This window comes from Nitrospirota bacterium (genome assembly GCA_016207905.1).
Lineage (GTDB): Bacteria > Nitrospirota > Thermodesulfovibrionia > Thermodesulfovibrionales > JdFR-86 > JACQZC01.
On the sequence record JACQZC010000071.1, the window covers coordinates 14,106 to 40,089 of the forward strand.

Annotated in this window: 30 protein-coding genes; 7 read left to right on the forward strand and 23 right to left on the reverse strand. The window is 42.8% G+C overall.

Annotated features, from left to right (window positions below; translation table 11 throughout):
• Positions 1–98 precede the first annotated feature (98 nt).
• The 13 genes from HY805_08795 to HY805_08855 form a co-directional block, all read right to left on the reverse strand.
• Entirely contained in the window at positions 99–1,133 is a 1,035-nt protein-coding gene (locus HY805_08795) for a uroporphyrinogen decarboxylase (protein MBI4824306.1), read from the reverse strand.
• Positions 1,126–2,211 (reverse strand): radical SAM protein, encoded by a 1,086-nt coding sequence (locus HY805_08800; GenBank protein MBI4824307.1) that lies wholly within the window; start codon positions 2,209–2,211, stop codon positions 1,126–1,128. The genes HY805_08795 and HY805_08800 overlap by 8 nt, the downstream gene beginning before the upstream one ends.
• Positions 2,195–3,856 carry a GTPase HflX gene (gene hflX, locus HY805_08805; GenBank protein ID MBI4824308.1) on the reverse strand — a complete coding sequence of 554 codons (1,662 nt, stop codon included), beginning with the start codon at positions 3,854–3,856 and terminating at the stop codon, positions 2,195–2,197. The genes HY805_08800 and hflX overlap by 17 nt, the downstream gene beginning before the upstream one ends.
• 18 nt (positions 3,857–3,874) lie before the next feature.
• The gene (locus HY805_08810) at positions 3,875–4,072 is read right to left on the reverse strand and encodes a hypothetical protein (protein MBI4824309.1); all 198 of its coding nucleotides are present in this window, start codon (positions 4,070–4,072) and stop codon (positions 3,875–3,877) included.
• Entirely contained in the window at positions 4,069–4,386 is a 318-nt protein-coding gene (locus tag HY805_08815; GenBank protein MBI4824310.1) for a nucleotidyltransferase domain-containing protein, read from the reverse strand. The genes HY805_08810 and HY805_08815 overlap by 4 nt, the downstream gene beginning before the upstream one ends.
• A gap of 33 nt (positions 4,387–4,419) precedes the next feature.
• Complete coding sequence (gene argH, locus HY805_08820) at positions 4,420–5,811, reverse strand: argininosuccinate lyase (protein ID MBI4824311.1); 1,392 nt, start codon at positions 5,809–5,811, stop codon at positions 4,420–4,422.
• 2 nt (positions 5,812–5,813) lie between these two features.
• Positions 5,814–6,590: a slipin family protein gene (locus HY805_08825; GenBank protein ID MBI4824312.1), complete on the reverse strand. Its 777-nt coding sequence runs from the start codon at positions 6,588–6,590 to the stop codon at positions 5,814–5,816.
• A 12-nt stretch (positions 6,591–6,602) separates the two neighbouring features.
• A complete protein-coding gene (locus HY805_08830) occupies positions 6,603–7,934 on the reverse strand; it encodes a nodulation protein NfeD (GenBank protein MBI4824313.1) in 1,332 nt (443 codons plus the stop codon).
• 322 nt (positions 7,935–8,256) lie between these two features.
• The gene (locus HY805_08835) at positions 8,257–8,523 is read right to left on the reverse strand and encodes a hypothetical protein (GenBank protein ID MBI4824314.1); all 267 of its coding nucleotides are present in this window, start codon (positions 8,521–8,523) and stop codon (positions 8,257–8,259) included.
• A gap of 7 nt (positions 8,524–8,530) precedes the next feature.
• On the reverse strand, positions 8,531–8,674 hold the full coding sequence (locus HY805_08840; GenBank protein MBI4824315.1) for a hypothetical protein: 144 nt from the start codon (positions 8,672–8,674) through the stop codon (positions 8,531–8,533).
• Positions 8,667–8,864, reverse strand: a complete 198-nt coding sequence (locus HY805_08845; GenBank protein ID MBI4824316.1) for a hypothetical protein — start codon at positions 8,862–8,864, stop codon at positions 8,667–8,669. Before HY805_08845 ends, HY805_08840 begins: the two co-directional genes overlap by 8 nt.
• 123 nt (positions 8,865–8,987) lie before the next feature.
• A complete protein-coding gene (locus tag HY805_08850) occupies positions 8,988–9,212 on the reverse strand; it encodes a DUF2283 domain-containing protein (protein ID MBI4824317.1) in 225 nt (74 codons plus the stop codon).
• A 4-nt stretch (positions 9,213–9,216) separates the two neighbouring features.
• Positions 9,217–9,414 carry a hypothetical protein gene (locus HY805_08855; GenBank protein ID MBI4824318.1) on the reverse strand — a complete coding sequence of 66 codons (198 nt, stop codon included), beginning with the start codon at positions 9,412–9,414 and terminating at the stop codon, positions 9,217–9,219.
• A 258-nt stretch (positions 9,415–9,672) separates the two neighbouring features.
• Here HY805_08855 and pdxA point away from each other — a divergent pair, with 258 nt between their 5' ends.
• Positions 9,673–10,641 carry a 4-hydroxythreonine-4-phosphate dehydrogenase PdxA gene (gene pdxA, locus HY805_08860; protein ID MBI4824319.1) on the forward strand — a complete coding sequence of 323 codons (969 nt, stop codon included), beginning with the start codon at positions 9,673–9,675 and terminating at the stop codon, positions 10,639–10,641.
• Here pdxA and yidC read toward each other — a convergent pair.
• From yidC to aroQ, 10 genes are all read right to left on the reverse strand, one after another.
• Positions 10,619–12,145 (reverse strand): membrane protein insertase YidC, encoded by a 1,527-nt coding sequence (gene yidC / locus HY805_08865; GenBank protein ID MBI4824320.1) that lies wholly within the window; start codon positions 12,143–12,145, stop codon positions 10,619–10,621. The genes pdxA and yidC overlap by 23 nt on opposite strands.
• A gap of 2 nt (positions 12,146–12,147) precedes the next feature.
• Positions 12,148–12,369 carry a membrane protein insertion efficiency factor YidD gene (yidD, locus tag HY805_08870; GenBank protein MBI4824321.1) on the reverse strand — a complete coding sequence of 74 codons (222 nt, stop codon included), beginning with the start codon at positions 12,367–12,369 and terminating at the stop codon, positions 12,148–12,150.
• Between the two features lie 20 nt (positions 12,370–12,389).
• Entirely contained in the window at positions 12,390–12,530 is a 141-nt protein-coding gene (rpmH, locus tag HY805_08875) for a 50S ribosomal protein L34 (protein MBI4824322.1), read from the reverse strand.
• 1,052 nt (positions 12,531–13,582) lie between these two features.
• Positions 13,583–14,269 (reverse strand): response regulator, encoded by a 687-nt coding sequence (locus tag HY805_08880; GenBank protein MBI4824323.1) that lies wholly within the window; start codon positions 14,267–14,269, stop codon positions 13,583–13,585.
• Positions 14,270–14,277: 8 nt separating this feature from the next.
• Complete coding sequence (gene thiE / locus HY805_08885; GenBank protein ID MBI4824324.1) at positions 14,278–14,904, reverse strand: thiamine phosphate synthase; 627 nt, start codon at positions 14,902–14,904, stop codon at positions 14,278–14,280.
• A gap of 1 nt (position 14,905) precedes the next feature.
• Positions 14,906–16,282, reverse strand: coding sequence for an acetyl-CoA carboxylase biotin carboxylase subunit (gene accC / locus HY805_08890; GenBank protein MBI4824325.1), 1,377 nt, complete (start codon positions 16,280–16,282; stop codon positions 14,906–14,908).
• A gap of 13 nt (positions 16,283–16,295) precedes the next feature.
• Complete coding sequence (gene accB / locus HY805_08895; GenBank protein MBI4824326.1) at positions 16,296–16,724, reverse strand: acetyl-CoA carboxylase biotin carboxyl carrier protein; 429 nt, start codon at positions 16,722–16,724, stop codon at positions 16,296–16,298.
• On the reverse strand, positions 16,724–17,284 hold the full coding sequence (gene efp / locus HY805_08900; protein MBI4824327.1) for an elongation factor P: 561 nt from the start codon (positions 17,282–17,284) through the stop codon (positions 16,724–16,726). The genes accB and efp overlap by 1 nt, the downstream gene beginning before the upstream one ends.
• A gap of 24 nt (positions 17,285–17,308) precedes the next feature.
• On the reverse strand, positions 17,309–18,376 hold the full coding sequence (locus HY805_08905; protein ID MBI4824328.1) for an aminopeptidase P family protein: 1,068 nt from the start codon (positions 18,374–18,376) through the stop codon (positions 17,309–17,311).
• Positions 18,377–18,385: 9 nt separating this feature from the next.
• Positions 18,386–18,844 carry a type II 3-dehydroquinate dehydratase gene (aroQ, locus tag HY805_08910; protein MBI4824329.1) on the reverse strand — a complete coding sequence of 153 codons (459 nt, stop codon included), beginning with the start codon at positions 18,842–18,844 and terminating at the stop codon, positions 18,386–18,388.
• 145 nt (positions 18,845–18,989) lie between these two features.
• Between aroQ and HY805_08915 the strand changes: the two genes are divergently transcribed.
• The 6 genes from HY805_08915 to tuf form a co-directional block, all read left to right on the forward strand.
• On the forward strand, positions 18,990–19,292 hold the full coding sequence (locus HY805_08915; GenBank protein ID MBI4824330.1) for a hypothetical protein: 303 nt from the start codon (positions 18,990–18,992) through the stop codon (positions 19,290–19,292).
• Positions 19,279–22,755 carry an SAM-dependent DNA methyltransferase gene (locus HY805_08920; GenBank protein ID MBI4824331.1) on the forward strand — a complete coding sequence of 1,159 codons (3,477 nt, stop codon included), beginning with the start codon at positions 19,279–19,281 and terminating at the stop codon, positions 22,753–22,755. The genes HY805_08915 and HY805_08920 overlap by 14 nt, the downstream gene beginning before the upstream one ends.
• Positions 22,756–22,906: 151 nt before the next feature.
• Positions 22,907–23,278 (forward strand): 30S ribosomal protein S12, encoded by a 372-nt coding sequence (locus HY805_08925; protein MBI4824332.1) that lies wholly within the window; start codon positions 22,907–22,909, stop codon positions 23,276–23,278.
• 5 nt (positions 23,279–23,283) lie between these two features.
• The gene (rpsG, locus tag HY805_08930; GenBank protein ID MBI4824333.1) at positions 23,284–23,751 is read left to right on the forward strand and encodes a 30S ribosomal protein S7; all 468 of its coding nucleotides are present in this window, start codon (positions 23,284–23,286) and stop codon (positions 23,749–23,751) included.
• Between the two features lie 15 nt (positions 23,752–23,766).
• The gene (gene fusA, locus HY805_08935) at positions 23,767–25,845 is read left to right on the forward strand and encodes an elongation factor G (protein MBI4824334.1); all 2,079 of its coding nucleotides are present in this window, start codon (positions 23,767–23,769) and stop codon (positions 25,843–25,845) included.
• A 12-nt stretch (positions 25,846–25,857) separates the two neighbouring features.
• Positions 25,858–25,984, forward strand: a 127-nt coding sequence (gene tuf / locus HY805_08940; protein ID MBI4824335.1) for an elongation factor Tu, incomplete at its 3' end; no start/stop codon positions are given.

Sequence of the window (25,984 nt, forward strand, 5' to 3'; positions counted from 1 at the left end):
GCAATCTTTTAGCCAGCTCCCGCACCGTCGTCTCAGCATGCTTCAAAAGATTCTCCCACTCATAAGTTACAAAATCCGGATGTGTCGAATTAAATACTTTATCTTCCCTTAAGCTCTCTGCTTAGCTCATGAACAAGCCTTACAAGTGCCTTAACAGCAGAAACAGGTGTTTCAGGCAGTATGCCATGGCCTAAGTTAAATATATGACCTTTGGCAGGGGATGCCTTTATGAGTATATTTTTTACCCTTTCTCTTAGTTTATCCTCAGGAAGAAAAAGCAGAAGAGGGTCTAAGTTTCCCTGAACAGAAACCTTTTTTCCGAGTGCCTTTACTGCATCTGCCATATCAACCTTCCAGTCTATGCCTATCACATCTGCGCCTGCCCTCTTTATATCTTTAAGAATACCTGCTGAGCCATAAACGAAATATATTACAGGGACTCCCTCTTTCTTAAGCTCAGAGGCAGCCCTTTTCACATAAGGAAGGGCAAATGACCTATAGTCATCAGGAGAAAGAATCCCTGCCCATGTATCGAAGAGTTGAACTGCCTGTGCACCTGCCCTTATCTGGGCAGAAAGATATTGAATTACGGAGTCGGTTATCTTTTCCATGAGGTATTGAAAAAGCCCTTCTGCCGAAAACATCATCTTCTTTGTATTAATAAAATTCCTTGAGCCTTCGCCTTCTATCATATATGTTGCAAGCGTAAATGGAGCTCCTGAAAACCCAATAAGAGGCACATCGAGTTTTTCTCTTAAGAGCCTTATTGTTTCGAGGACGAATCCAAGGTCATCCTCAGGATAAGGAACTCTCAGCCTTTCGGTTAGAGACCTGCTTCTTATCGGCTCTGAAAGCTGGGGACCTTTTTTTTCATGAAACTCAAGCCTCATGCCCATTGCCTCTGGCAAAACCAAGATGTCAGAGAAAAGTATAGCGGCATCGACCCCAAGGATATCCACTGGCTGAAGCGTCACCTTTGTGGCAAGCTCAGGGCTCTTGCAAAGGGTAAGGAAATCCACATCTGCCCTTACTGCCTGATACTCAGGCATATACCTACCTGCCTGTCGCATAAGCCACACAGGCGTGTATGAGACCTCTTGACCTTTACATACCCTCAGAAATGTATCATTCATCTTGCCTCCTAAGTGCTTTCTTTTTCATCTTCACAGGAACATAGCCGCAGAAGGGCTCCTCCTCAAGGTAATCTCCATAAATAGAATATGCCCTTGCCCTGCATCCACCACAAACCGTTATGTATTCGCATGAGCCACACTTGCCCTTGTAGCTTTTAAAATCCCTCAATTGCTTGAAAAGCTCGGAGTTTTCCCATATCTCCTTAAATGGCTTTTCCCTTATATTTCCCGCTGATTTTGGAAAATAACTACATGGAAGGACATTTCCGTCAACATCTATGAGGCATATGAGCTGGCCAGCTATACAGCCCTTTGCACCACCTGTTGAAAACTTAAGGGTTCTCCTTTGAAACCTCTGTCCTTCCTCCTTTGACTTCTGTAGGACAATCCTGTAGTAATGTGGTGCACATGTTGGTCTTACGAGCATATCCTTTTCAGCTTTTTCCATCTCATAGTGCCACTTGAGAATCTCTTCATAGTCTTCCTTTGATATAAGCTCATTCATAATCTCCTCTGCCCTTCCAGTTGGCACTATCATAAACATGTACCATGCAGTTGCACCAAGTTCCTTTGCGAGACGATAAACCTTAGGGATTTCCTCCTGATTCCTCTTTGTAAACGAGGAGTTTACGATGAACTCGATGCCATATTCGCGGAAGAGCCTTGCTGCATTTATTGTGCCTTTGAATGCACCTCTTTCGGCCCTGAAGTCATCGTGTATGGATTCCTCTCCCCCATCGAGGCTTAAAGATACAATTTTTATTCCCGAGTCTTTAATCTTTAAACATATTTCGGATGTGACTAATGTGCCATTCGTTGCAAGACACATCCTTAAGCCTTTTTCCGTGCCATATCTTGCAATGTCAAAGACATCGGCTCTTAGGAGTGGCTCACCACCTGAAAGCACAATAACAGGCTTTGCATAGCCAGAGATGTCATCCATTATGCGTAGTGCCTCCTCAAATGAGAAGTCTGGATGTCCTCTGACCTCTTCTTCTGATGAAGACCTGCAATGAATGCATCTCAGGTTACATCTACGGGTTATCTCCCATGCTATCCATTTAGGCGCAAATTCCATGCTCTATTATAACCGACTCCTTTATTTTTTCCTGCCATAGTTGACTCTCTATTGCCTTAAGAAGTGGACCGAATGTCTCAGGGTCAAGTGCTGATATTGTAATGGCACCATATCTTACCGAGAGGTTTTTTGCCTCCTCACTGCTCAGTTTATCTATCTTATTAAAGACAACTATAGAGGGCTTTTCGGAAAGATTAAGGTCTGAAAGTATTTTTCCCACAGATGCCATATGCTGAGGAAACATAGGGTTAGATGCATCTACGAGGTGAAGTAAAAGGTTTGCATCGTTTAGCTCATCGAGCGTGGATTTAAAAGCACTCACAAGGTCCTTTGGCAGGTCCCTTATGAAGCCGACTGTATCGGTGATTATAAGTTCTCTTTCTTTTGGAAACCTTAGTCTTCTCGATACAGTATCCAGTGTGGCAAACATCTTGTCATGGGCAAATGTTTCGCTTTCCGTGAGTGCATTAAGAAGCGTTGATTTTCCTGCATTCGTATAGCCTATGATCGACACAATTGGTATAGACCTTTCAAGCCTTCTTTGTCTTCTCTGCCTTCTTCCTGCACTGAGTGACTTTAGCTCTCTTTCAAGAAGATGAATCCTATCTCTGACCCTTCTTCTGTCCACCTCGAGCTTCATCTCACCAGGGCCTCTTCCGCCTATTCCACCCATAAGCCGGGACATTGCAGTGCCCTTCCCTGTGAGACGGGGAAGCCTGTATTTAAGCTGTGCAAGCTCTACCTGAACCTTTCCTTCCTTACTATGTGCCCTTCTTGCAAATATATCTAATATTAGCTGGGTGCGGTCTATGACCTTCATCTCCGTAAGCTCACCTATCTCCTTTATCTGCGATGGGCTCAGGTCTTGGTCAAAGACAAGAAGCGTTGCCCCAAGGTTGAGGGCATTTATTATCACCTCCTTTAGCTTTCCCTCTCCCATGAGATACTTAGGGTTTATCTCCTTAAGCCTTTGAATCACAGAGTCTAAGACAAGAAGGTCGCTCGATAAGGCAAGCTCTTTTAGCTCCTCTATGGAGTCTTCCATCTCATGTCTTGCTCTTCGGTCTGCACTTATCAATATAGCCCTTTCCCTTCTGTCGGACTGCTCAAAGACCCTATCTCTTTGTATCTCCTCCTCCAGAGAGACGATGAAGTCTTTAAAATTAAAACGGAACTGATAGAAATCCTCCTGAGGAAGCACACTCACCAGTACTCCTCTGCCACTTGGAAGGAGATGTGCAGAATATATATTTTGAGGCATGCCATTTGCATTTGAGCCTATCCCTGCTATAAAGTCCAGCCTTAAGAGGGCAAGGTCCGTAAGGTCTTCCTGATTCAGTGGCTCGTTTTTAAGGTGGGTGTGAATGAATCTTAGCCCACGAAGAGCCTTTCTTCCAATAGGATGCTCCTCTAAAGAGGGGATAAAAATACCCTTTGCATCTCCAACTATCACATGGGTTATCTTGCCTTCCCTTGAAACAAAGATGCCTATCTGCCTTCCAATTTCAGAGGAAAGCAAAGTCATATACTTTGCAAGCTCAGGTGTGATTAAAGCCTCTGGCGGGATTCTCCTTCTGTAGATCTTCTCAAGGCTGTTGACCTCACTGCCCTTGAGCCCTGATGTGTTTCCGAATACTACTGGTATAAATTACTCCTTCCTTTTTTATTTTATCACATTTAAGTGGCGTTTAATGCCTTCAAGGAAGTCCTCTGGAGCTAAAACCGCATAAAACATAGAATAGTATGCCCTGTTTACAATAGACCTTGGGCTGAGTTTATCCTGTAACATTCTTTTAGCATCTGAGAGGGTTTCCTCTGCCTGTTTTAGCCGATATGTAAAAAGACTTTCTTTGTCCGTCACACCACCACTCCTTCTTCCACGATATTCCTTACAATTGGTGATACTTTTAATGGAGAGTTTTCAATCTCATCTTTTGTAAAAATAAGTGGTGAGATAACAATAAAATGCTCAAAGCCAACTTCCCATACAATATCTAAAATCTTCTCTTTAAGCTCTCTATCAAGCGATTTAACTTCAATGAAGACATCCATATCAGAGTACTCGTCCTCATCTCCTCTTGCCCTTGAGCCGAAGACCCTGAAATCAATTAAGTAGACAGCCTCAGATAATCTTTCTTTTAGCCTTTTTGCAATTTCAAGGTCTTTTTGACGCATTTTAGTCCCAGTTCCCACCAGTCTGTAGGAGCATTATCTTCCTGCTTTAATCTGCCTTCTTAGCCTTCTTATCTGTCTTCTTACCTCCACTGGCGATGTTCCGCCCTCTGAAACCTTTGCCTTTATAGAGCCTTCGGGAGTAAGCACAGGATATATATCTTTTTCTATAAGGGCTGAAAACCTTTTTATCTCCCCTAATGAAAGCTCATCGAGATTCTTTTCCTTTTTAATCGCATAAAGCACGAGTTTCCCGGTTATTGCATGTGCCTTTCTAAAAGGCATTCCTTTTCTTACTAAGTATTCTGTCATGTCAGTGGCAGTCGAGTATGACCTTGTCACTGCCTTTAGCATCCTCTCCCTATTAAATCTAATCTCAGGGAGCATCTCATTAAGCACAAAGAGGGATGCCTTGACAGTGTCTATGGAGTCAAAGACAGGTGGTTTGTCTTCCTGCATATCTCGGTTATATGAAAGGGGAATGCCCTTCATCATTGTAAGAAGGCTTATGAGGCTACCAAATACCCTTCCTGTTTTTCCTCTTATAAGTTCAGGCACATCCGGGTTTTTCTTCTGAGGCATTATGCTTGAGCCTGTTGAGAAGGCATCTGGAAGCTCTATAAATGAAAACTCCTCGCCTGCCCAGAGTGTAAGCTCCTCAGCCATTCTCGAAAGATGCATCATGATTATGCTTAGGCAGAAGATAAACTCGATTAAAAAATCCCTATCAGAGACCGCATCTATACTGTTTTGAGAGACCCTTTCAAATCCTAAGAGCCTTGCAGTATACTGCCTGTCGATTGGAAGGCTTGTGCCTGCCATGGCACATGAGCCAAGTGGAAGGATATTTATTCTCTTTAAGCAATCGGAAAGCCTCGCTATATCCCTCTTAAGCATCTCCACATATGCAAGGAGATGATGGGAAAGCAGGACCGGCTGTGCCCTTTGAAGATGCGTATAGCCGGGCATTATGGTTGTGATGTGGGTTTCAGCCATAAAAAGGAGGGTCTTTTGAAAGCCCCTTAAAAGGGCTGTTATCTTTTTTGTCTCAGCCCTGAGATAAAGCCTCATGTCCAATGCAATCTGGTCGTTTCTGCTTCTTCCTGTGTGGAGCTTTTCTCCTACAGTTCCTATCTTTCTTGTAAGTTCAGACTCTATGTTCATGTGAATGTCTTCGAGCTCTGTCATGAATTTAAATCTTCCAGCCTTGATTTCCTCTCCGATGTCCTTAAGCCCCTGTATAATCCTTTTTGACTCATCTATAGGGATAATGCCTGTTTTCCCAAGCATCTTTGCATGGGCAATACTGCCCTCGATGTCATACCGAGAAAGCCTTCTATCAAAGGATATGGATTCTGTGAAGGACTCCACGGACTCTCTTGTCTTTTCCTTAAATCTTCCTGCCCAGGGTTTCTTTAACCTCTGCATATTTATTTCTTTTCCATCATCTGAAGAAATGGTTTTATCAGGTCTATTGGGATTGGAAAGATTGTAGTTGAGTTTTTCTCAGCTGCAACCTCAACGAGTGTCTGGAGATACCTTAACTGTAATGCCATTGGCTCGACTGATATAATCTTTGCGGCATCTGCAAGCTTCTGAGATGCCTGAAACTCACCTTCTGCATGGATTATCTTTGCCCTTCTTTCCCTTTCAGCCTCTGCCTGTTTTGCAATTGCCCTCAGCATCTCAGGAGGCAGGTCAACATTCTTGACCTCAACGACACTAACCTTTACTCCCCATGGCTCTGTCTGAAAGTCTATGACCTTCTGAAGCTCTGCATTCAGATGCTCTCTTCTTGTAAGAAGGTCATCGAGTGTGCTCTGCCCAAGAATGCTTCTTAAGGTTGTCTGAGCTATCTGGCTTGTCGCATAATAGAAGTCCTCCACCTCTGTTATTGCCTTAATCGGATCCATTGGTCTGAAATAAACGACTGCATTGACCTTCACAGAGATATTGTCTTGAGTAATAACATCCTGAGCAGGCACATCCATTGTCACGGTTCTCAGTCCGACCTTCACGAGCTTGTCTATTATGGGCCATATGATGACAAGCCCAGGACCTTTAACCGGGATGATTCTTCCTAATCTGAATACAACACCCCTTTCGTATTCCTTCAAAATCTTGATTGCCGCTGAAAGAAAATACATAACGAGAAACACTACAAAGAGAAAACCGATAAATGATGTTCCTATTACTGGTACTGGCATCTTAAACCTCCTTTAGGGTTGTTTTTTAACCTTTACCTTAAGTCCTGAGATAGATTCCACTATTACTTTTTGTCCTTTCCCTACAGGCTCATCCGAATACGCAGACCACAGCTCCCCGCGCACCATGACCATGCCGCCTGCCTCTGTGACATCTTCTTTTACAATGCCTTCCAGACCTACAAAACCCTCGGAGCCAGTGGTTGGCTTTCTCCTAAGTGCCTTAAATGCAAGTCCAATGGTCAGCGAAAAAAACAGTGTTGTTATAAGGACAGCAGGCAGTATTATCGATAAAGAGAGCTTGATAAACGGAGCACCTGCTTCAAAGAGCATGATTGAGCCTATCACCATTGCGATTACTCCGCCAATGGTTAAAACACCATGGGAAACGATTTTCACCTCTAATATAAACAGTATAATGGCAAGTATTATCAAGAGAAGCCCTGCATAATTAACAGGCAGTGTCTGAAATGCATAGAATGCAAGTATTAGGCATATGCCCCCGAGCACGCCCGGAAATATCGCACCCGGGTTTGTAAGCTCAAAGAACAGTCCATAGAAGCCTAAAAGCATAAGGATATAGGCAATATTAGGGTCGCTTATGAGATTAAGGATCCTGTGCCTGAGCCCCATCTCCTGCCTGAGCACATCTGCATCCTTTGTCATAAGGGTCTTCATGCCTATGACAGTCTCCACCTTTGTTCCGTCAATAGCAGAAAGAAGCTCTGAGATATTGTTTGCAATAAGGTCAATAACATTTTCCCTTAATGCCTCTGTCTCAGTGGCAGTTATGCTTCTTCTTACAGCGTCCTCTGCCCATCTTGCATTTCTTTCCCGTTTCTGGGCAAGGGTCTTTATATAAGCCACTGAATCGTTTGTTACTTTTTCAGCCATTGTCTTATCCATTTTTTCACCAACTGCCACAGGATGTGCCGCACCTATACTCGTCTGCGGAGACATAGCCGCTATGTGAGCTGAAATAGTAATGAATGTTCCTGCTGATGCTGCCCTTGCTCCTCTTGGAGACACATAAACAACAACAGGCACCTCACTGCTAAGAATCTCTTTTATGATGCTTCTCATGGAGGCATCGAGCCCACCAGGGGTGTCAAGCTCTATTATAATTGCCTCGAACCCCTGTTTATTTGCCTTTCTGATGCTCTTGGTTATAAACTCCGAAGAAACAGGGTTAATAACACCGTCTATCGTGACGACCATTACAGTTTGCCTCCGAATGGATTCTTCGGGGACCTTAGCGTCTTTCTTTATCGGAGTATTTTTGAGGGCATCGACTGTGCTGTTAAATGCAAAGAGAATTAGCGCAACTAAAAGGGTTTTCCTTAGCATATGAAGATTATAGCATTAAACCCAATCAATTACACAACAGGACTTCATCGCGAGCCTCTGAGCAGAAGTGAAATTTAGTAAAGGGGGTAGGTTTTCTCAGGTGAGCCAACTACTATATAAATTTGCCGTTCTTTAAAATTAAATCCATCGTCGGTTTCAAGAGAAAAAGTAAAAGGGTACGGTTCTATTTTTCAGCATCCATCTCTTTCTTTGACCTGACATTATCCCTTTCTCTCCTTTCCCCATTATCTTAAGCAGGCATCTTTTTACTGTCAAGAGCTTAGTGCGATAGGGTGGCAGCCTGTTGGAGTTAATTACTTAATTATACAAACACAACCTCGAACTCAAAAACATCCCTTATCGCCTGAAAGTCTCTCCTGTTCTGCGTGTAAAGGACAGCGCCAGCACTTCTAACAGAAGCCGCAATAAGGCAATCTCCTGTTATTGATGCGGATTTCCTTATGTTATAGCCTTTTTTGCTCTGTAGCAATGAAATGATTGCTCCTGCCTCTTCATAGTCCCTTACAGAAGGAACAACAACCCTGTCTACCCTTTTGAAAAACCCGATAAGCTCAGCTACAGCCTTCAAAGACTCTTTAGAATGCGACCCTGCCCTTGAGTTCCATTAAAACAATAGAGGACAGGTATATAATGCCGTCAGAAAGAAAAATGTCTTTAAACAAGGCAGGATTTGAAAAGCGGTCAATGAAGATATTTGTGTCTATCAGCTTTTTAAGCATAGACCTTTTTTATCTTTGTCTCTCTGTATTTTTCAAAGATGCCTTCAAGCTCTATTTTGCCGGTTGCCATGTCAAGAGCCCTTCTAATGGCATCTCTATCATCTTTTACCCTGAAAACCCTTTTGACTTTCTCAATATCGCTTTTTTTGACCTCAAGGTGTTCTATTGTCACAATATTTGCCTTTGCCAAAGCCATCACCTCCTTTTTAACATGAATTTCTTTTAGTATAGCAGAAAATCCCAATTATAAAGAATGACTCCTGCCATTATCTTAAGCAGGCGATTCTTTGAGTCAAGAGTCCCTTGGATTACCTCATCGAGTAGCTACTTTTTCAAGAGGGAGATTTTCAATAGAGATATTAACAAGCTCTGAAAGTTCAAGTTTCTCGCTGGCATCAAGGATTTCAATCCCAACGATATGACCTTTTTCATCAAGGTCAACTGTTACTCCTTCCTCTATATCCATTGAATCTGCAATCTTTGCCTCTCTGAGCCTTATATATAAGGCATCAACATCCTTGCTGTATTCTATTTTCATAAACTTACCTCCTAAATGGTCTTTTTCTCACTGCAACCGTTATAACTAGAACAGAATCGGATTCTTCTTTGAATGTAACCCTTAAAAATCTATCACTCATAAATTTGAAGGCATTCTGCCTTCCTTTTACGCTCTGCTCCAGATATTCATGGTCTCTTATCACTGTCTCTGCCTCTTCTTCTGTGACCTCACGCTCTTTCATCCTCCTTTTTGCGTGGCGGTCATAGCGGATAGGCTTCATGGTATTAAGGATAACAGATTTTCAGAACAAATGAAATATACAAATAGGGCAAATGCAGACGGATTTTTTCTGTCAAGGGAATTTCTCAGTATGATAGGGCATATCGCAGGCTAAAGCCTGCGGCTACATTGATTAAAGAGAGGGACTGGATTCCCCGAACAAGTCGGGGAATGACAAATGAGATTTAAAGAGAAGCAAATATTGTGTTAAATTATATTAATGAAAAAGAAAATTGCCATAACAATTGGAGAGCCCGGAGGCATAGGGCCTGAGGTTACACTTAAAGCCCTGATTGACGAGGAAATAAAGGCTGAGACTATACCTATCGTGATAGGCAATAAGGCAGTCCTCAAAGAGACGATAGGGCTTCTTAATATACCCATGAAGCTAAATCCAATAGTCTCCCCTGATGAGGCAACTCATGGTGTTATAAATTTTATAGATATCCCCTGTAAAGGATTTCAAAAATCCATGCCTACAGAAGAAGGAGGCAGGGCATCGTTTGCATTTATCAAAAAGGGAGTTGAGCTTGCCCTTAAGAGAGATGTTCATGCCATAGTCACAGCACCTATCTCAAAGTCTGCTCTTAAGATGGCAGGTCTTTCATGGCACGGGCATACAGAGATGATTGCAGAGCTTACAAACACAAAGGACTTCAGGATGATGCTCATAGGCGGTACACTCAGGGTCATACTTGCTACTATCCACACAGCTTTAAGAAATGTCCCTAACATGTTAAGCAAAGACAGGGTGTTAAAGACAATTCTTTTTGCAAAGAGGGCATGCCATATGCTTAACATCGAAGAGCCAAATATCGGAGTTGCAGGGCTTAACCCGCATGCAGGCGAGGCAGGGCTTTTTGGAGACGAAGAAGAGGTGAATATCAGCCCTGCAATCCTCAAGGCAAAGGCACAGGGAATAAATGTCAGTGGCCCATATCCGCCTGATACAGTGTTTTTTAGGGCACTAAGAGGAGAATTTGACATTGTCCTCGCAATGTATCATGACCAGGGCTTGATACCAATCAAACTCCATGCATTCGAAAAAGGCGTAAATGTTACAGTAGGGCTTCCTATTATTCGCACCTCGCCTGACCATGGAACTGCTTATGATATTTCATGGCGAGCAGTGGCAAACCCATCGAGTATGATCGAGGCTATAAAACTTAGCCTGAGCCTGAGGCTTTAGCCTTCTTGTTCATATAGACCTGCTGGACAATGGAAAGGACATTGTTTACAAGCCAGTAAAGCACAAGCCCAGAGGCAAAACTCAGGAAAAGGAATGTGAAAATTACAGGAAGAAACATCATGAGCTTTTGCTGTTTTGGGTCTCCTCCTGAGGGTGTGAGCTTCTGCTGTATGACCATGGTGGCGCCCATTACGATTGGCATGATGTAGTAAGGGTCTTTTAAAGACAGGTCTGTGACCCAGAGCATAAAGGGTGCTCCCCTTAGCTCGATTGCAACGGAAAGAATCTTATAAAGGGCAAAAAACACAGGTATTTGTAAGAGCATGGGAAGGCATCCGCCCATGGGGTTTACCTTGTATTTTTTATAAAGCTCCGATAGCTCTGTCTGCATCCTTTTTGGGTCTTTTTTGTATTTTTCCCTTATCTCTGCCATTTTAGGCTGAATCTCCTGAAGCTTCTTCATAGCCTTCTGCCCTTTGTTCACAATAGGTATAAAGGGAATCCTCACGATAATCGTAAGGAGCACAATTGCCCATCCATAGTTTCCTACGAATTTATTCAGAAACTTTAGAAGCCAGAAAAGAGGCCTTGCGATTATGGAGAAAAAACCAAAATCTATTATATGCTCAAGTCCAATACCGAGTGCCTTCAGTTTTTCGTGATCCTTTGCTCCTGCATAAACGATATAGCTATTTAGCTCCGAATCGCCTTTCAAGGAGATTGCCGCTGAGCCCTGATGCTCCCATGCCTTTGCCTCATTCATTCCTTGAAGGGGAACAAGCGATGCAAAGAAGTATTTATCCTCCTGAGCTATCCACCGGAGTTTTCCTTTGTAGGTCTTTGGCTCTTTCAGTTTCTTTACGGTCAGCTCTACTCTGTCTGAATCCGTAAGGAGCACAGGGCCTATGTGGGCAGTTGCATCTTTCTTAGATGAGACCCCAAAGTCGGTGCCGAGAGTTATCTCGTATTCAGGGATGCCCTTGAGTTCGTCTTTGAGGTCGAACCTGTAAGAGTCGCTATAAAAAGTGTATGTCCTCCTTATAGAGTATTTTGGGCTGGCATACTCAAAGACAATCGAGCCTGTTTTTTTCTCTCCGCTTAATGTCAGGTCATTTCCAATGAGAGCAAAGTTTTCCTTTGAAATGGAGAAATCGTTTTTTGAGCCAATGCCCAATGCTGGATACACACCGATGTCTTTAAGAAGGCTGATGCTCAGTCCATCTTTGTCTTTATAGTGTCTGAGTTGAAGAGACTTAAGGGTTCCACCTCTCGTTGTAAAGACTGCTGTATATAGCTCTGTCTGGACCTTCACTGTGCTTTCAGGTAGTTGAGGTGTTGGCTTTCCCTCGGTGGGCTCGATGGGCATAATTACCTTAATAGGCTCCTCCTTTGGAGCAGGTGGTCTTTCTGAAGGAGGCGGAACAGGCTTTCCAACGAAAATGACCTGATAAAGAATCAGGACCGTGATGGAAAGCACAATTGCGAGGAGTGTTCTTTTTTCCATATCTATTTTATCGGGTCATATCCGCCTGAGTGAAACGGATGGCACTTAAGAATCCGCTTTATGCTTAAGAGGATGCCTTTTAGGGCTCCGTATTTTTCGATTGCCTCCTTTGAGTATGCCGAACATGTCGGAGTGAACCTGCACCCTGCAGGCAGAATTGGAGATAATACCATCCTGTATAAGGCAATGGCATAAAGCAGTGCCTTTTTTATAATTTCTCTCATAGGATTAAGGAGATTTTGGTTTAGACTGCAAGCTTTTTTCGGCCCTTTGCCCTTCTTCTGTTTAGAGTCTTTCTTCCGCCCTGTGTGCTCATCCTCTCGAGGAAACCATGAGTCCTTTTCCTTTTTATCTTATGAGGCCGATAAGTAGTATATGTTCCCATAACTTGTTACTATAAAATCTTCTGTCCGTTAAAGTCAAGCTCCTTTATAGGTTGGGTAGTGTAAAATCTTCTGTGTAAAATCTTCTGAAATCGTTGCCATCTCCTTTTTTGTCATCTATAGCATCAGCCTTGAACCTTTCCTGCTCTTCATCATCCCTTTGCTTTAGTTTACTGGGGAGGGGGGGGTATCTCCTAAGTTATTGATTTTAAATGATTCCCATGTTTACTTGTTTACTTTTCCTTTACTTTTGCTTTACTCTTTTCTATTAAGAGGGGTAGATGTGTAATCCTTTTCCATATTACCCTTCTGTAAACCATAGTTAAAATAATAACACTACCAAAACCCTTTTGTCAAGTAAAAAATGAACTATGGTTTTCTTTTCCCTCTCCCCTTGCGGGAGAGGGCGAGGGTGAGGGGTCATTGGACTTTTCTGTTCACCCTCCCCAAACCCCTCCCCTCGAGGGAGGGGATAAAACAGGGGTCTGTCATTCGGGATTCATTTCAGAATCTCAATTAACTGTCATTCCGACCCCAAAGGTGTCATTCCTGCTTGTCAGGAATCCATCCTCTTCCTTGTCATTGCGACCCGCCCATTTTGTCATTGCGAGGAGTCCCGAATCAGTCGGGACGACGAAGCAATCTCAGCCTATCATTCTGAGCACAGCGAAGAATCTCATCTTCCCTTGTCATTCTGAATTTATCTCAGAATCTCAAAAATTCCTCTGTCTTGCCAAAATAATAATGTCCTTATTAACCAAATAGGACATTTCTAAATTGGCTTGATAAGCCTAAAATTAAAGTTTGACATCTCGCCTGATATGTAGTATTAGTTGCATTAAGTTTGTTGTATGGAATCAGGATGCTGATAGCCTTTCCATTCCTTCCTTTGCCCTTTGGTTTTCAGGCTGGCTTCTGAGTACCTTTTCAAAATTCCCCTTAGCCCTCGGAGATTTTGGAATTACCCTCGATGAGAGCCCCAACACCGCTTATGGAGTAATCGAGTATATTGCCTTTTAATAAATCCCCTTTAAGGGAAAGATTAAATGAGGCTTTATTTTACCTCTTTCAGAATCCTCTTGATTGTCTCGGAAAGCTTTATAGGGGTTGTGGTGCTCTTGATGAGGTATTCTTTTGCACCTAATGAAACTGCCTTATCTATCTCCTCAGGGAGGATTCGGGATGAGACAATCACAACTGGTATGCGTTTGAGCTCCGGGTTTGCCCTCATAATCTGCATGAGCTTGAAGCCATCGACCTTATCGAGGTGAGGGTCAAGGACTACAATATCGGGTCTTATCTGCTGAAGGGTTCTGAATGCCTGTAACCCGTTTTCAGCCTCATGCACCAAAAAGCCGTCCTGAAGGAGACGGTTTTTGTATATCTCTTTTGTCTGGCTGTTGGCATCTGCTACAAGGACTTTTTTTGAGTGCTCCAAAGGTGCTTTGGTCTTGGTATAAATCAAAGCCTTTATCAGCATAATGTTTTCTGGAAACTTATTCAGGTTCAGGAATTTGACTCCTATGCCTATACCGGACTCTATATGCTGTATTCCAGACTTAACATTTATGCGTTTTCCACTTATGTCAAAGTCAAGGTCGACAACCGCCCCAGGCACAAAATCAGCAAGGCTATGGATATACATGCCGGCTTCGCTTATATCGAGGGCGTATCCTTTTATAGCACCATTAATTATGACATCCTTCTGAAAGATTACCCTGCGTTTTTTTCTTTCTTCCATAGGGTATTTTACACCCTTACGCCATGTTTTTGGATAATTTTTAAAAACCCTCTTGCATTTTTCTTTATATCGCCCTTAAGTATTGCAGATGCCACTGCAACTGCATCCACACCTGTCTCAAGAACGGAGGGAAGGTTTTCTATATTAATTCCTCCGATTGCAACAACAGGGATATTCACTGCTGATTTAATCCTCCTGAGCATAGCTAAACCCTTAGGGGGTCCTGCATCTTTTGTTGTTGTATGAAATATGGGTCCAAAGCCGATATAGTCAGCTCCCTGTTTTTCAGCCCTTAGTGCCTCTTTAATGCTATGGGTTGAGACGCCTATTATCTTATCTTTGCCAAGAATCCTTCTTGCCTCGGCAATGGGCAGGTCTTCCTGACCTAAGTGAACCCCATCTGCATTAACTGCGAGTGCTATATCTACATAATCATTTACAATAAGTTTTGCACGGAAGTCTCTTGTGAGCCTTCTCAGGTTTAATGCCTCGTAGTAAAGCAGATGCCTGTTTTTTTGTTTTTCTCTGTACTGAACCCATCTGACCCCTGCCCTTAGTGCCATGAGGGTCATTTCAGCTGAAGAAAGAGGCGATGAAGAGGTCTCTGTGATAAAACAAATGCCTGTAAGGAACATCCTACTCTAAGGGGGCGGTTTCAACGGTCTTTTCCCTGCCATTCAGTTTGTCAACGAATGTAGTGGTGAAATTTCCGTTTATGAAATCGGTTGAGCTTAAAACCTTTTTATGAAATGGTATTGTGGTCTTTATGCCTTCTATTATGAACTCATCCAATGCCCTTTTTGCCTTTGACAGTGCCTCTTGCCTGTCTCCTCCATGGACAATGAGCTTTGCAACGAGTGAGTCATACTCGGATGGCACAACAGCACCACTGAAGGATGCAGTATCCACCCTTACCCCGGGGCCCCCTGGAGGGTAAAAGAATGTTATCTTTCCTGGTGAGGGGATGAACTTTTCTGGGTCCTCGGCATTAATCCTACACTCTATGGCATGTCCCTTTGGTTTTATCTGACTTTGTTTATAAATGAGCGGGAACCCTGCGGCAAGTCTTATCTGCTCTTTAATCAGGTCGATGCCTGTTACAGCCTCTGTCACAGGATGCTCTACCTGAATACGGGTGTTCATCTCCATAAAATAGATATTTCCTTCAGGGTCAACTATAAACTCTACCGTACCCAGGTTTCTGTATCTTAGTGCCCTTGCGGCTTTTACACCAAGCTCGCATAATTTCTTTCTGAACTTATCTGTGGAAAAAGGCGATGGAGATTCCTCTATGAGCTTCTGATGCCTTCTCTGAATAGAGCAGTCCCTTTCTCCGAGATGAATGATATTGCCTTTTGAGTCAGCCATAACCTGAACCTCTATATGTCTCGGCTCAGGAATATATTTTTCGACATAAAGCTCATTGTTTCCAAATGCAGTGAGTGCCTCTCTTTGTGCCATGTAAAATGCCTGCTCGATGCCTTCCTCCTCAGAGACTACCTTCATGCCTCTTCCGCCGCCTCCCTGAGATGCCTTAAGGATAACGGGGAACCCTATCTTCTTTGACACCTTCAAAGCCATCTCAACGGATTGAACCGGTCCGTCACTTCCAGGGACGATAGGGATACCCCTTCTTCTCATTATCTGTCTTGCCTTTGCCTTATCGCCTCCGAGCCTGATGTTCTCAGGGGTCGGACCAATAAAGACAATGCCTGAGCTTATACATGTCTCTGCAAAATGCGGGTTCTCGGATAGAAAACCATAGCCCGGATGTATTGCCTGGGTGTCTGTAATCTCTGCGGCTGTGAGAATTGCAGGTATGTTGAGGTAGCTCTGAAGTGGTGTTGCAGGCCCTATGCATATGGACTCATCCGAAAGACGGACATGCATGGTGTCCTTTTCTATATCAGAGTAAACGGAGACCGTCTTTATGTCTAATTCTTTGCACGCCCTGATGATTCTCACGGCAATCTCGCCTCTGTTTGCAATAAGGATTTTATTGAAAAGTTTCATCTATAGCTTCACCCTAAACCGGCTCGATGAGATACAAAGGCTCTCCGTATTCCACTGGCTGGGCATTTTCGACAAGTGCTCTGACAAGTATGCCGTCTGTGTCGCACTCTATCTCATTCATTAGTTTCATTGCCTCTATTATGCAAATTACCTGTCCTTTTTTGACCTTCGAGCCTGCCTCTACAAAAGGCGGGGAATCAGGCGAAGGAGACTTGTAAAATGTCCCTACCAAAGGTGCGGTTATCGTAATGAGTCGCTGTGTCTCTGCCTCTATCTCCTTTACTGAAGGGAGCCCTATCTGTGGAGGCTTCTTTATCTCGATAGATGTCATCATCCTCTCTCTTTTTATCCTTACCTTTGTGTTTTCCTTCTCTATCTGCAGGTCAGTGATGTCTGTATCTCTGAGAAGCTCTATTATTTTTTTGAGTTCATCGAGTTCCATTATCTCACCCTTTCTATATATTGTCCTGTCCTTGTGTCAACCTTTATGATATCTCCCTCGTTTATGTGAAAAGGCACCTTTACCACTGCGCCTGTCTCAAGCGTAGCTGGTTTTGAGCCTGCTACTGCCGTATCCCCTCTGAATGCAGGCTCTGTCTCTTTGATAGAAAGCTCAACGAATGTTGGCATTTCTACTGCAATTGGTGCCTCCTTAAAGTAGAGGATGCTGACTACAGTGTTTTCCTTAAGATATTTTCTTGCCTCCTTGAGCAGTTCCTCTGAGAGTAAGACCTGCTCGTATGTCTCTACATCCATAAAATAATATACCTTATCCTCTTTGTAAAGGTACTGCATTTTTTTTTCCTCTAAAGAAGGCGTCTCAAACTTCTCTCCAGACCTGAATGTCTCCTCTAAGACCGAGCCTGAGACGAGGCTCTTTAGCTTTGTTCTTACGATAGCGCCTCCTCTTCCCATCTTTACATGCTGAAAGTCCACTATCTCATAAGGCTCGGCTTTATGCTGTATTTTTAAGCCCCTTCTAAAGTCCGAAGTAGAAATCAATATCGTTCTCCATGATTAAATTAGTCAACCTATAATTTTTAACTCTTTAGTTAGAGTTGTCAAGACCTCGGCATTTGTCTTTTTAACTAAAACCATATCCTCGAGCCTTACCCCTCCGATGCCAGATACATATATGCCGGGCTCTACCGTAAAAACCATGCCCTCTCTGATTCTTCCCCTTGCCCTGCCTGTTATATGTGGCATCTCATGGACCTCAAGTCCAACTCCATGACCAAGACCATGTCCGAATGAGCTTCCATAACCAGCCTTTTTTATAACATCTCTTACAGTATTGTCAATCACACTTGCCTGAATGCCATCGGAGACCGTAGAGATACCTTTTCTATTTGCCTCGAGCACAAGATTGTAAATCTCGATCTTTTCTCCAATGTTAGCACCCCGTATGAGTAGTGTCCTTGTCATATCGGAATAGTATCCATGAGACTCCCCACCCCAATCTATTATAACGAGGTCTCCGGCTTTGAGCTTTCTTTCAGTTACTTTTGCATGAGGCATCGATGAGTTTTCGCCAGATGCAACTATTATATCAAATGGAATTCGGTTACAGCCGTTTTTTTTAAGCCTTTCTTCAAGCTTAAGAGCAATCTCCTTTTCCCTGACCCCTGCCTTTATATAAGGCATTACCTCAAGGAATGCTTGCTCTGCCCTTCTTACAGCCTCTTTTATGGATATAACCTCAGAGGAATCCTTTTGAGCCCTTAGCCTTTCCACTCCTGCCCTCATTGGCTTGAGCCTTAATCCAGCAGTCTTAAGCCTCTCAAAGAACTCATATGAAACAGATGCCTCAAACCTTAGAGACTTTAGCTTTAGCTTTTTTATAATCTGTCTCAGTGTAGTCATCCTGTCTTTTGCGATTAGGATGTCCCACCCCTTGACCTCTTTTTCAGCCTGTAGTTTATATCTGAAATCGGTTATAAAGGCTCTATGAGTTTTTGTAACGAATGCGATACCAGAGGAGCCTGTAAAACCAGTAAGATACCGCACATTATTAATGTTCGTGATTATGAGACTGTCAAGTCCTTTCAGCGAATGCCTTAACCTGTCAAGGCGGTTTTCATAGGGCTCGGGCATTTCTTCGACCTAAGTCAGGTAGTCTTTTGCGGCCCTGAGGGCAAGGAGATAGCTATTCGGCCCAAATCCGCTTATCTGGCCTAACGAGACCTCTGCAATAAAGGACTTCCTTCTGAAGTCCTCCCTTCTCAGGATATTCGAGAGGTGAACCTCTATGGATGGCTTTCCAACCGATGAGATTGCATCCCTTATGGCAATGCTCGTATGGGTGAATGCCGCGGGGTTTATTATAAGGATGTCATAGTCTTTGTCCTGTATATGGCTTATAATCTCGGATTCGCTGTTTGACTGGGCAATAAGGACATTTAGCCCGAGTTCCTTTGCGAGGGCATTGATTCTTCTGTTTATCTCCTTTAGCGTAATCCTGCCATAGATGTCTGGCTCTCTTTTCCCTAAGAGGTTGAGATTAGGCCCATGTATGACAAGAACCTTCGTCTTTTTAATGTCTTTAGGCTTTTTCCCTTTCATGGTCGTTATACTTTTATAAACATTTTTTAATCTCAGGTCAAGAAGTTTTTTTAGGCACATTGGGCACAAGGCAATTATCACTACTGTCTCCCCTTGCAATAGCCAGTTGAAAAGAAATATTATTTAGGGTGAAGGAGGGTGGTTTATGAAGACATGGACTCATCCGGGTGGAAAGCTAAGAGAGCTTGGGGCAGACTCTTTAACTGATGCAGAGCTTTTGGCAATTCTTCTTTCTACAGGCACAAAAGGTAAATCAGCAGAGGATATAGCCAATGAGATTCTCAATAAATTTGGTTCATTTAAAGGCATGGCAAACCAGCCTCTTGAGAAATTCCTTGAGATTAAAGGAATCGGAGATGTTAAAATCATCAGGGTTGCGTCTGCTTTTGAAATTGCAAAAAGGATTGTAAGTCAGGTGTTAAAAGAAAAAGAAGATGTCAAAGATTAAAAGGAAGCCAATAAAACTTTCTTCGCCATTTGATATGGCAAGTTCCAAGACTGAAAGGACTTGCGTTGCCAAAATTGCAGAATGGATTAACAGGACAATTGAAGAAAAGTCCTTACCCCTCGGTAGGGCAGAGGTAGAAACAAAGGGGGCTGATGCTAAATACCCTGATTTTGTTCTTTATAAAAGTCCTCAGAGCACAGACACCCTTTTAGTTGCTGAATTTAAACAGCCTTATTTTGACCCATACGATTATAAAGAGCTTAAAGAGCCAGCATGGGAAAAAGCCAACAGGAGAAAAGCCAGATACTTTGTAACATCCAACTTCAAAAAGCTTATCTGGTATAAGACAGAAGAGGTCAACAGGATGGCTGATGAAACCACACAGATAGCAGGGATTTATGACCTCTCAGTTATAGAAGACCTTAATACTATAGATGAGCCACGCTTCAAGACTGCCATTGTTAAGGGGATTGAGAGATTTCTTTCTGACCTTGTAGAGGTTTATACAGGCAGGAAACCCGAGCCCCTTTTGCCTGTTGATGAGTTATTGATCCAAAAGCTTCGTGGGAAGAATGACCGTCTCTCACGCTTTTATAAAAACATTATAAGAGACAAATTCCACAAAGACCCTGCTTTTGCAAAAAAACTTAGTAACTGGTTTTCTGAACAGCAATGGAGCTTTGCAGGGCAAGATGTGGATTTTGAGAAGGCTGCAAGACAATCAGCTTATCTGCTTATAAACAAAATTCTCTTTTATCAGACTCTAAAGGCAAAGCAACCACGCCTTTCATCTTTGGTTATTCCCGATGACCTGACTGCTGGCGGACAGATCCAGAAGCAGTTACAAGGTTATTTCAGTTATATAACAGAGAATATTGATTATGAGACTATATATGATACGGATTTTATTGACCAGATAGCATTCCCTGACCAAAAAGAAGTCGTTGAGGAAATAAAAAGTCTCATAAAAATAATAGGTGAGCATGACTTCTCCAAACTCGGCTATGATATTATCGGCAGGATATTTGAAAGGCTTATCCCCCATGAAGAACGGCATAACTTAGGGCAGTATTTTACAAGCCCTGATGTTGTTGACCTGATTTTAAAATTTTGCATTAGACATGAAGACGACAAGGTTATAGACCCATCATGTGGTGCAGGCACATTCCTTGTCAGAGCATATAAGCACAAACAGCTACTAAATAGCAGACTTACGCATCAGGAAGTTCTTGAAGACCTCTGGGGTATTGACATTGCAAAATTCCCTGCGCACCTTGCAACAATAAATCTTGCAATAAATGACCTTAAGGTTGACAAAAATTATCCGAATATTGCTCATGAGGATTTCTTTAATCTTCCTGTTGCTCCTGTAGGAGGAATGCAGATTACTGAAAGATTTAGGAGGATAAGGGCGCATGCACTTGGCCGTGAACAAAAAGAAATAACATATCCAAGATGGTTTGACTGTGTTGTTGGGAATCCACCATATACCAGACAGGAAGAGATAACTGAAATTACAGGGGAAGAAAGCTATAAAGAGGCACTCATCAAGAAAGCCCTTTATTATGCAAGACGTAAACTTGCGGACATATCAAAGAGAGCGGGAATACATGCCTATTTCTTTGTGCATGGGACAAAGTTTCTAAAAGAAGGTGGCAGGTTTGGCTTTATTGTCTCAGATTCATGGCTTGATACAGACTATGGCAAGGGGCTTCAAGAGCTATTCTTAAAAAACTACAAAATCACTGCGATAATCTCATCTAAGGTTGAAAGGTGGTTTGAAGATGCAGACATTAATACCTGCATTATTATTCTTGAAAAATGTAAAGACTTAAAAGAAAGGGATGAAAATCTTGTGAGGTTTGTTTATCTCAAAAAACCCTTAAGGCATTTTATCCCTCCTGCACAGGATATGTGGGAGAAACAAAAGCAAAGACTTGATGCCACTGAAAACCTGAAAAAGACAATACTTTATCACAATGACTTCTATCAGAACGATGAACTCAGGATTTATCCAAAAAAGCAGAGCGTGTTATGGGAAGAAGGATTTGATGCAGAAGAGAACAAATACACAGGCTCAAAATGGGGGAAATATCTGAGGGCGCCGGAGATATTCTTTAAGATTCTTGAGATGGGTAAGGATAAGCTCGTGCCATTAAAGAAAATAGTTGATGTTAGAAGAGGGTTTACCACAGGCGCTAATGAATTTTTCTACTTAACAGAAGAAGAAATAAAAGAGAGGGGAATTGAGAAAGAGTTCTGGATGCACAAAGACGAAAAAGACAGATGGATGCCTAATAAGGTGGTTGTCAGCCCGAGGGAGGCAAAGACTGTAGTCATAAATCCTAATGTTTTATCCAATGTTGTTTTATTTATAAACAAAGATAAGACAAAACTCAAAAACAAAAAGGTTCTTTCTTTTATAAGGCATGGAGAAAGAAAGGGTTTTCATAATAGGTCAACTTGCTCATCACGCAGTAGATGGTATGAGATTGAATACCGTGAGCCATGGCCGATACTTCACCCGATGATACATCATGATAGACAAATGGTAATTTCTAATAAATATGGAGTTCAGGTAGACCATAATCTATTTGAGATAAGACCCAAGAGAAAACGAGATACACTTGCAGTTTTATGCTTTCTACTTTCAACTGTAAGTATGCTTTTCAAGGAGTTTGGTGGGCGTGTAAACTTAGGTGAGGGTGCACTTAAAACAGAAGGTATAGATATAGAGAAATTGCCAATCCCCAAAGAATTTTTAAAAGAGGCAAAACAAAAGCTAATAAAACTTGCAAAAAAATATCCCTCTTCTAAGATAACATCAATATTTGAAGATTTAGATGCCAATAATCCTGATGAAGTCTCCCTTGCCAAGGTTAAACCAGCCCGTCGTGAACTTGATAAAATCATCATGGGTGATATTTTAGGCTTAACAGACGATGAACAGCTTGAGGTTTATCGTGCAGTTGTTGACCTCGTGAGGTCAAGGATTGAAAAAGCAAAGAGTGTTGACAATAGAAATAAGACAAAAGAAGGTATTGATGTTGAGCTTTTAACAAGGATAATAAAGGAAAGGCTTGGAGATAAACTACTTGGTCATTTTTACAGAGAAAATATCCTTAATCAGAAAGCTCTAAAAACAGTTAGACTCTTTCACCCCCAAAAGGAGATTCAAATCAAAAATGGGCTTTGGGGCTGGCGTCTTTCATCAGGTAAAGACCTTATAGAGTGTGAAAGTGAGGCAGAAGCGGAATATCTTAAAATATGGCTTGAATCAGGGCTTGAGGAGGTAAAAGTCCCTAAAGATGAATCTTATCTTTCAAAAATCCTTCCTGAGCTTAAAGCCCTTAAAGAGCGGATAGACCAGATAATCAATGACCACATCTCCTCTATCAAAAGCCAGAAGATACAAAACGCAATTCTGAGGAAGCTACAAGGTGAATTATTTCAGGGCAGTTAATTAAAAGTTAAAAGACATCTGAATCCACATCTCCTTGAGACCTCAGATGTTATCTCAGGGCACATTGGGGTTGACAAAAAATTCAATCTTTGGTAGAGTTAAGTTTCACCTTAAGTAAATTACTGATTTAAATGTTTGTTATGGAGGTATTGTGCCTACAGTAGCACAGCTTGTAAGACATGGCAGAAAGAGCCTCGAGAGGAAGACGAAGAGTCCTGCCCTGGCGAACTGTCCTCAGAAAAGGGGTGTATGCATAAGGGTCTATACGACAACTCCAAAGAAGCCGAATTCTGCCTTGAGAAAGGTTGCAAGGCTCAGGCTCACAAACAGCATGGAAGTCACTGCATATATTCCGGGTGTAGGGCATAACCTTCAGGAGCACTCTGTGGTTATGATGAGAGGAGGCAGGGTTAAAGACCTGCCCGGAGTGAGATACCATATTATAAGAGGAACACTGGATTCAGCAGGCGTGACCGATAGAAAAAGAGGAAGGTCCAAATATGGGGCAAAGAGGCCCAAGTAGGTAAGATGAGAAGAAAGGTTGTTGTAAAAAGAGAAACATTGCCTGACCCAAAATACGGCAGTAAGCTCGTTAGCAGGTTCATAAACATGATGCTCGAGGACGGCAAAAAGGCTGTGGCAGAAAAAATATTCTATGACGCATTTGAGATTATGAAGAAAAAGGCAGGCGATGACCCGCTTAAGGTTTTTAAGACTGCTGTGGATAATATTAAGCCTGCGATAGAGGTTAAGCCCAGAAGGGTTGGCGGTGCTACATATCAGGTGCCTGTAGAGATAAGACCCCAGAGGCGCACATCGCTTGCATTTAGATGGATTATAAGTTACGCAAGGGCAAGGGCTGAAAAGACAATGTCCGAGAAGCTCGCAGGAGAGCTTCTGGATGCACTTAACAACACAGGGGCTTCTATAAAGAAAAAAGAAGACACCCATAGAATGGCCGATGCTAACAAGGCATTCGCACATTACAGATGGTAAGAGGAATTAAATCAATTGGCAAGATTTCCATTAGAGAATACAAGAAATATCGGCATCATGGCTCACATAGATGCTGGAAAGACAACGACGACAGAGAGGGTACTTTACTATACGGGAGTCACTTACAAGATAGGAGAGGTGCATGAAGGCACTGCCGTAATGGACTGGATGCCTCAGGAGCAGGAAAGAGGCATAACCATAACTGCGGCGGCAACGACATGCTACTGGAAAGACCATAAGATAAACATAATAGACACGCCTGGTCATGTTGACTTTACTATAGAGGTTGAGAGGTCATTAAGGGTGCTCGATGGTGCAATTGCTGTGTTTGATGTGGTCTCGGGAGTTGAGCCACAATCAGAGACTGTATGGAGGCAGGCAGATAAGTATGGTGTACCGAGGATTGCTTTTATGAACAAGATGGATAGGGTAGGTGCGGATTTCTATATGAGTGTAGAAAGCATGGTCGAAAGGCTCGGAGCAAACCCTGTGCCTGTTCAGATACCCAATGGCGCTGAAGATAAATTCAGAGGCCCGATTGACCTTATAAGAGAAAGGGCGATTTATTTTAAGGATGACTCCCTCGGTGCCGAATATTTCGAAGAGGATATTCCTTCGGATTTGATACCTATAGCTAAAAGATACCGTGACAAGATGCTCGAGAAGCTTGCCGATATAGATGAAACGATAATGGAGAAGTTTATATCAGGCAATAAGGTCACGGTCTCTGAGATAATCTCTGCCTTGAGGAAAGGCACTATCCAGATGAAGCTTACCCCTGTGCTTTGTGGCTCTGCCTTCAGGAACAAGGGTGTTCAGCATCTTCTGGATGCCATAGTGGATTATCTTCCCTCGCCGATTGATGTACCGCCAGTGGAGGGCACTACGCCTGGTAACGGAACGAGGATTCAGAGAAAGGTATCTGATGAGGAGCCCTTTTCTTCGCTGGCATTTAAGGTTACATCAGACCCGTATGTCGGACAACTTACATATCTAAGGGTATATTCAGGCATTCTTAATTCAGGCTCGTATGTTTATAACTCATCAAAGGATACACGGGAGCGTATTGGCAGACTCCTTAAGATGCATGCAAATAAACGGGAGGAGCTAAAAGAGGTAAGGGCAGGAGATATTGCCGCAGTAGTAGGATTGAAGGGCACTCTTACAGGCGATACCTTATGCGACGAGAAAAGCCCTGTTGTTCTTGAGGCGATGGAGTTCCCTGAACCGGTTATCTCGGTTGCAATAGAGCCAAAGACAAAGGCAGACCAGGAAAAGCTCTCGCAGGCACTTTCGAAGCTTGCACAGGAGGACCCATCTTTCAGGGTCTCTGTCAATGAGGAGACCGCACAGACACTTATATCGGGAATGGGAGAGCTACATCTTGAGATAATAGTGGACAGGCTTTTAAGGGAATTTAAGGTCAGCGCTAATATCGGCAAGCCACAGGTTGCCTATAAAGAGACTATAGCAGGACATTCAAAGGCAGAGGGAAGATTCATCAAGCAGACAGGCGGCAGAGGCCAGTATGGACATGTCTTTATAGAGATAGAGCCATTAGGGGAGGAAAAGGGATTTGAGTTCGTAAATAAAATAGTAGGTGGCGCAATTCCAAGGGAATACATATCTGCTGTTGAAAAGGGCATAAAAGAAGCCCTCGACACAGGCATACTCGCAGGCTATCCGGTTGTCAATGTGAAGGCAACCCTTTATGATGGCTCTTACCATGAGGTTGACTCATCCGAGCTTGCCTTTAAGATAGCAGGCTCGATAGCTTTTAAGGAAGCAGTAAGAAAGGCAAAGCCAATCCTTCTTGAGCCGATTATGAGTGTTGAAGTTGTCACACCCGAGCTTTATATGGGTGATGTTATCGGAGATTTGAATTCAAGAAGGGGAAAGATACAGACAATAAACAAAAGAGGCGCGGCACAGGTTATAAAAGCACTTGTGCCACTTAACGATATGTTTGGTTATGCCACGGACCTCAGGTCTAAGACGCAGGGCAGGGCTACATATACTATGCAGTTTTCCCATTATGAGGCGGTCCCAAAGGCAATATCAGAAGCAATCGTAGCAAAAGTGAAAGGTGAATAGGAGGAATAGGTTATGGCTAAGGCAAAGTTCGAGAGGGTAAAGCCTCATGCAAATGTAGGCACGATAGGGCATGTAGACCATGGGAAAACCACCCTTACTGCGGCTATGACGAAGGTTATGGGCTTTAAGGGACTTGCCA

Bases quoted from the DNA above. Each gene is read 5' to 3' on its own strand.
- HY805_08880 (MBI4824323.1), bottom strand. From the start codon at position 14,269: ATGGAAGAAAGAAAAAAACGCAGGGTAATCTTTCAGAAGGATGTCATA.
- yidC (MBI4824320.1), bottom strand. From the start codon at position 12,145: ATGGAAAAAAGAACACTCCTCGCAATTGTGCTTTCCATCACGGTCCTG.
- rpmH (MBI4824322.1), bottom strand. From the start codon at position 12,530: ATGGGAACATATACTACTTATCGGCCTCATAAGATAAAAAGGAAAAGG.
- rpsG (MBI4824333.1), top strand. From the start codon at position 23,284: ATGAGAAGAAAGGTTGTTGTAAAAAGAGAAACATTGCCTGACCCAAAA.
- pdxA (MBI4824319.1), top strand. From the start codon at position 9,673: ATGAAAAAGAAAATTGCCATAACAATTGGAGAGCCCGGAGGCATAGGG.
- aroQ (MBI4824329.1), bottom strand. From the start codon at position 18,844: ATGAAAGGGAAAAAGCCTAAAGACATTAAAAAGACGAAGGTTCTTGTC.
- HY805_08840 (MBI4824315.1), bottom strand. From the start codon at position 8,674: ATGCTTAAAAAGCTGATAGACACAAATATCTTCATTGACCGCTTTTCA.
- HY805_08815 (MBI4824310.1), bottom strand. From the start codon at position 4,386: ATGCGTCAAAAAGACCTTGAAATTGCAAAAAGGCTAAAAGAAAGATTA.
- thiE (MBI4824324.1), bottom strand. From the start codon at position 14,904: ATGTTCCTTACAGGCATTTGTTTTATCACAGAGACCTCTTCATCGCCT.
- accB (MBI4824326.1), bottom strand. From the start codon at position 16,724: ATGGAACTCGATGAACTCAAAAAAATAATAGAGCTTCTCAGAGATACA.
- HY805_08800 (MBI4824307.1), bottom strand. From the start codon at position 2,211: ATGGAATTTGCGCCTAAATGGATAGCATGGGAGATAACCCGTAGATGT.
- HY805_08850 (MBI4824317.1), bottom strand. From the start codon at position 9,212: ATGAAAATAGAATACAGCAAGGATGTTGATGCCTTATATATAAGGCTC.
- HY805_08915 (MBI4824330.1), top strand. From the start codon at position 18,990: ATGAAGACATGGACTCATCCGGGTGGAAAGCTAAGAGAGCTTGGGGCA.
- argH (MBI4824311.1), bottom strand. From the start codon at position 5,811: ATGCAGAGGTTAAAGAAACCCTGGGCAGGAAGATTTAAGGAAAAGACA.
- HY805_08825 (MBI4824312.1), bottom strand. From the start codon at position 6,590: ATGCCAGTACCAGTAATAGGAACATCATTTATCGGTTTTCTCTTTGTA.
- HY805_08830 (MBI4824313.1), bottom strand. From the start codon at position 7,934: ATGCTAAGGAAAACCCTTTTAGTTGCGCTAATTCTCTTTGCATTTAAC.
- HY805_08855 (MBI4824318.1), bottom strand. From the start codon at position 9,414: ATGAAAGAGCGTGAGGTCACAGAAGAAGAGGCAGAGACAGTGATAAGA.
- HY805_08795 (MBI4824306.1), bottom strand. From the start codon at position 1,133: ATGAATGATACATTTCTGAGGGTATGTAAAGGTCAAGAGGTCTCATAC.
- HY805_08905 (MBI4824328.1), bottom strand. From the start codon at position 18,376: ATGCCCGAGCCCTATGAAAACCGCCTTGACAGGTTAAGGCATTCGCTG.
- yidD (MBI4824321.1), bottom strand. From the start codon at position 12,369: ATGAGAGAAATTATAAAAAAGGCACTGCTTTATGCCATTGCCTTATAC.
- accC (MBI4824325.1), bottom strand. From the start codon at position 16,282: ATGAAACTTTTCAATAAAATCCTTATTGCAAACAGAGGCGAGATTGCC.
- HY805_08920 (MBI4824331.1), top strand. From the start codon at position 19,279: ATGTCAAAGATTAAAAGGAAGCCAATAAAACTTTCTTCGCCATTTGAT.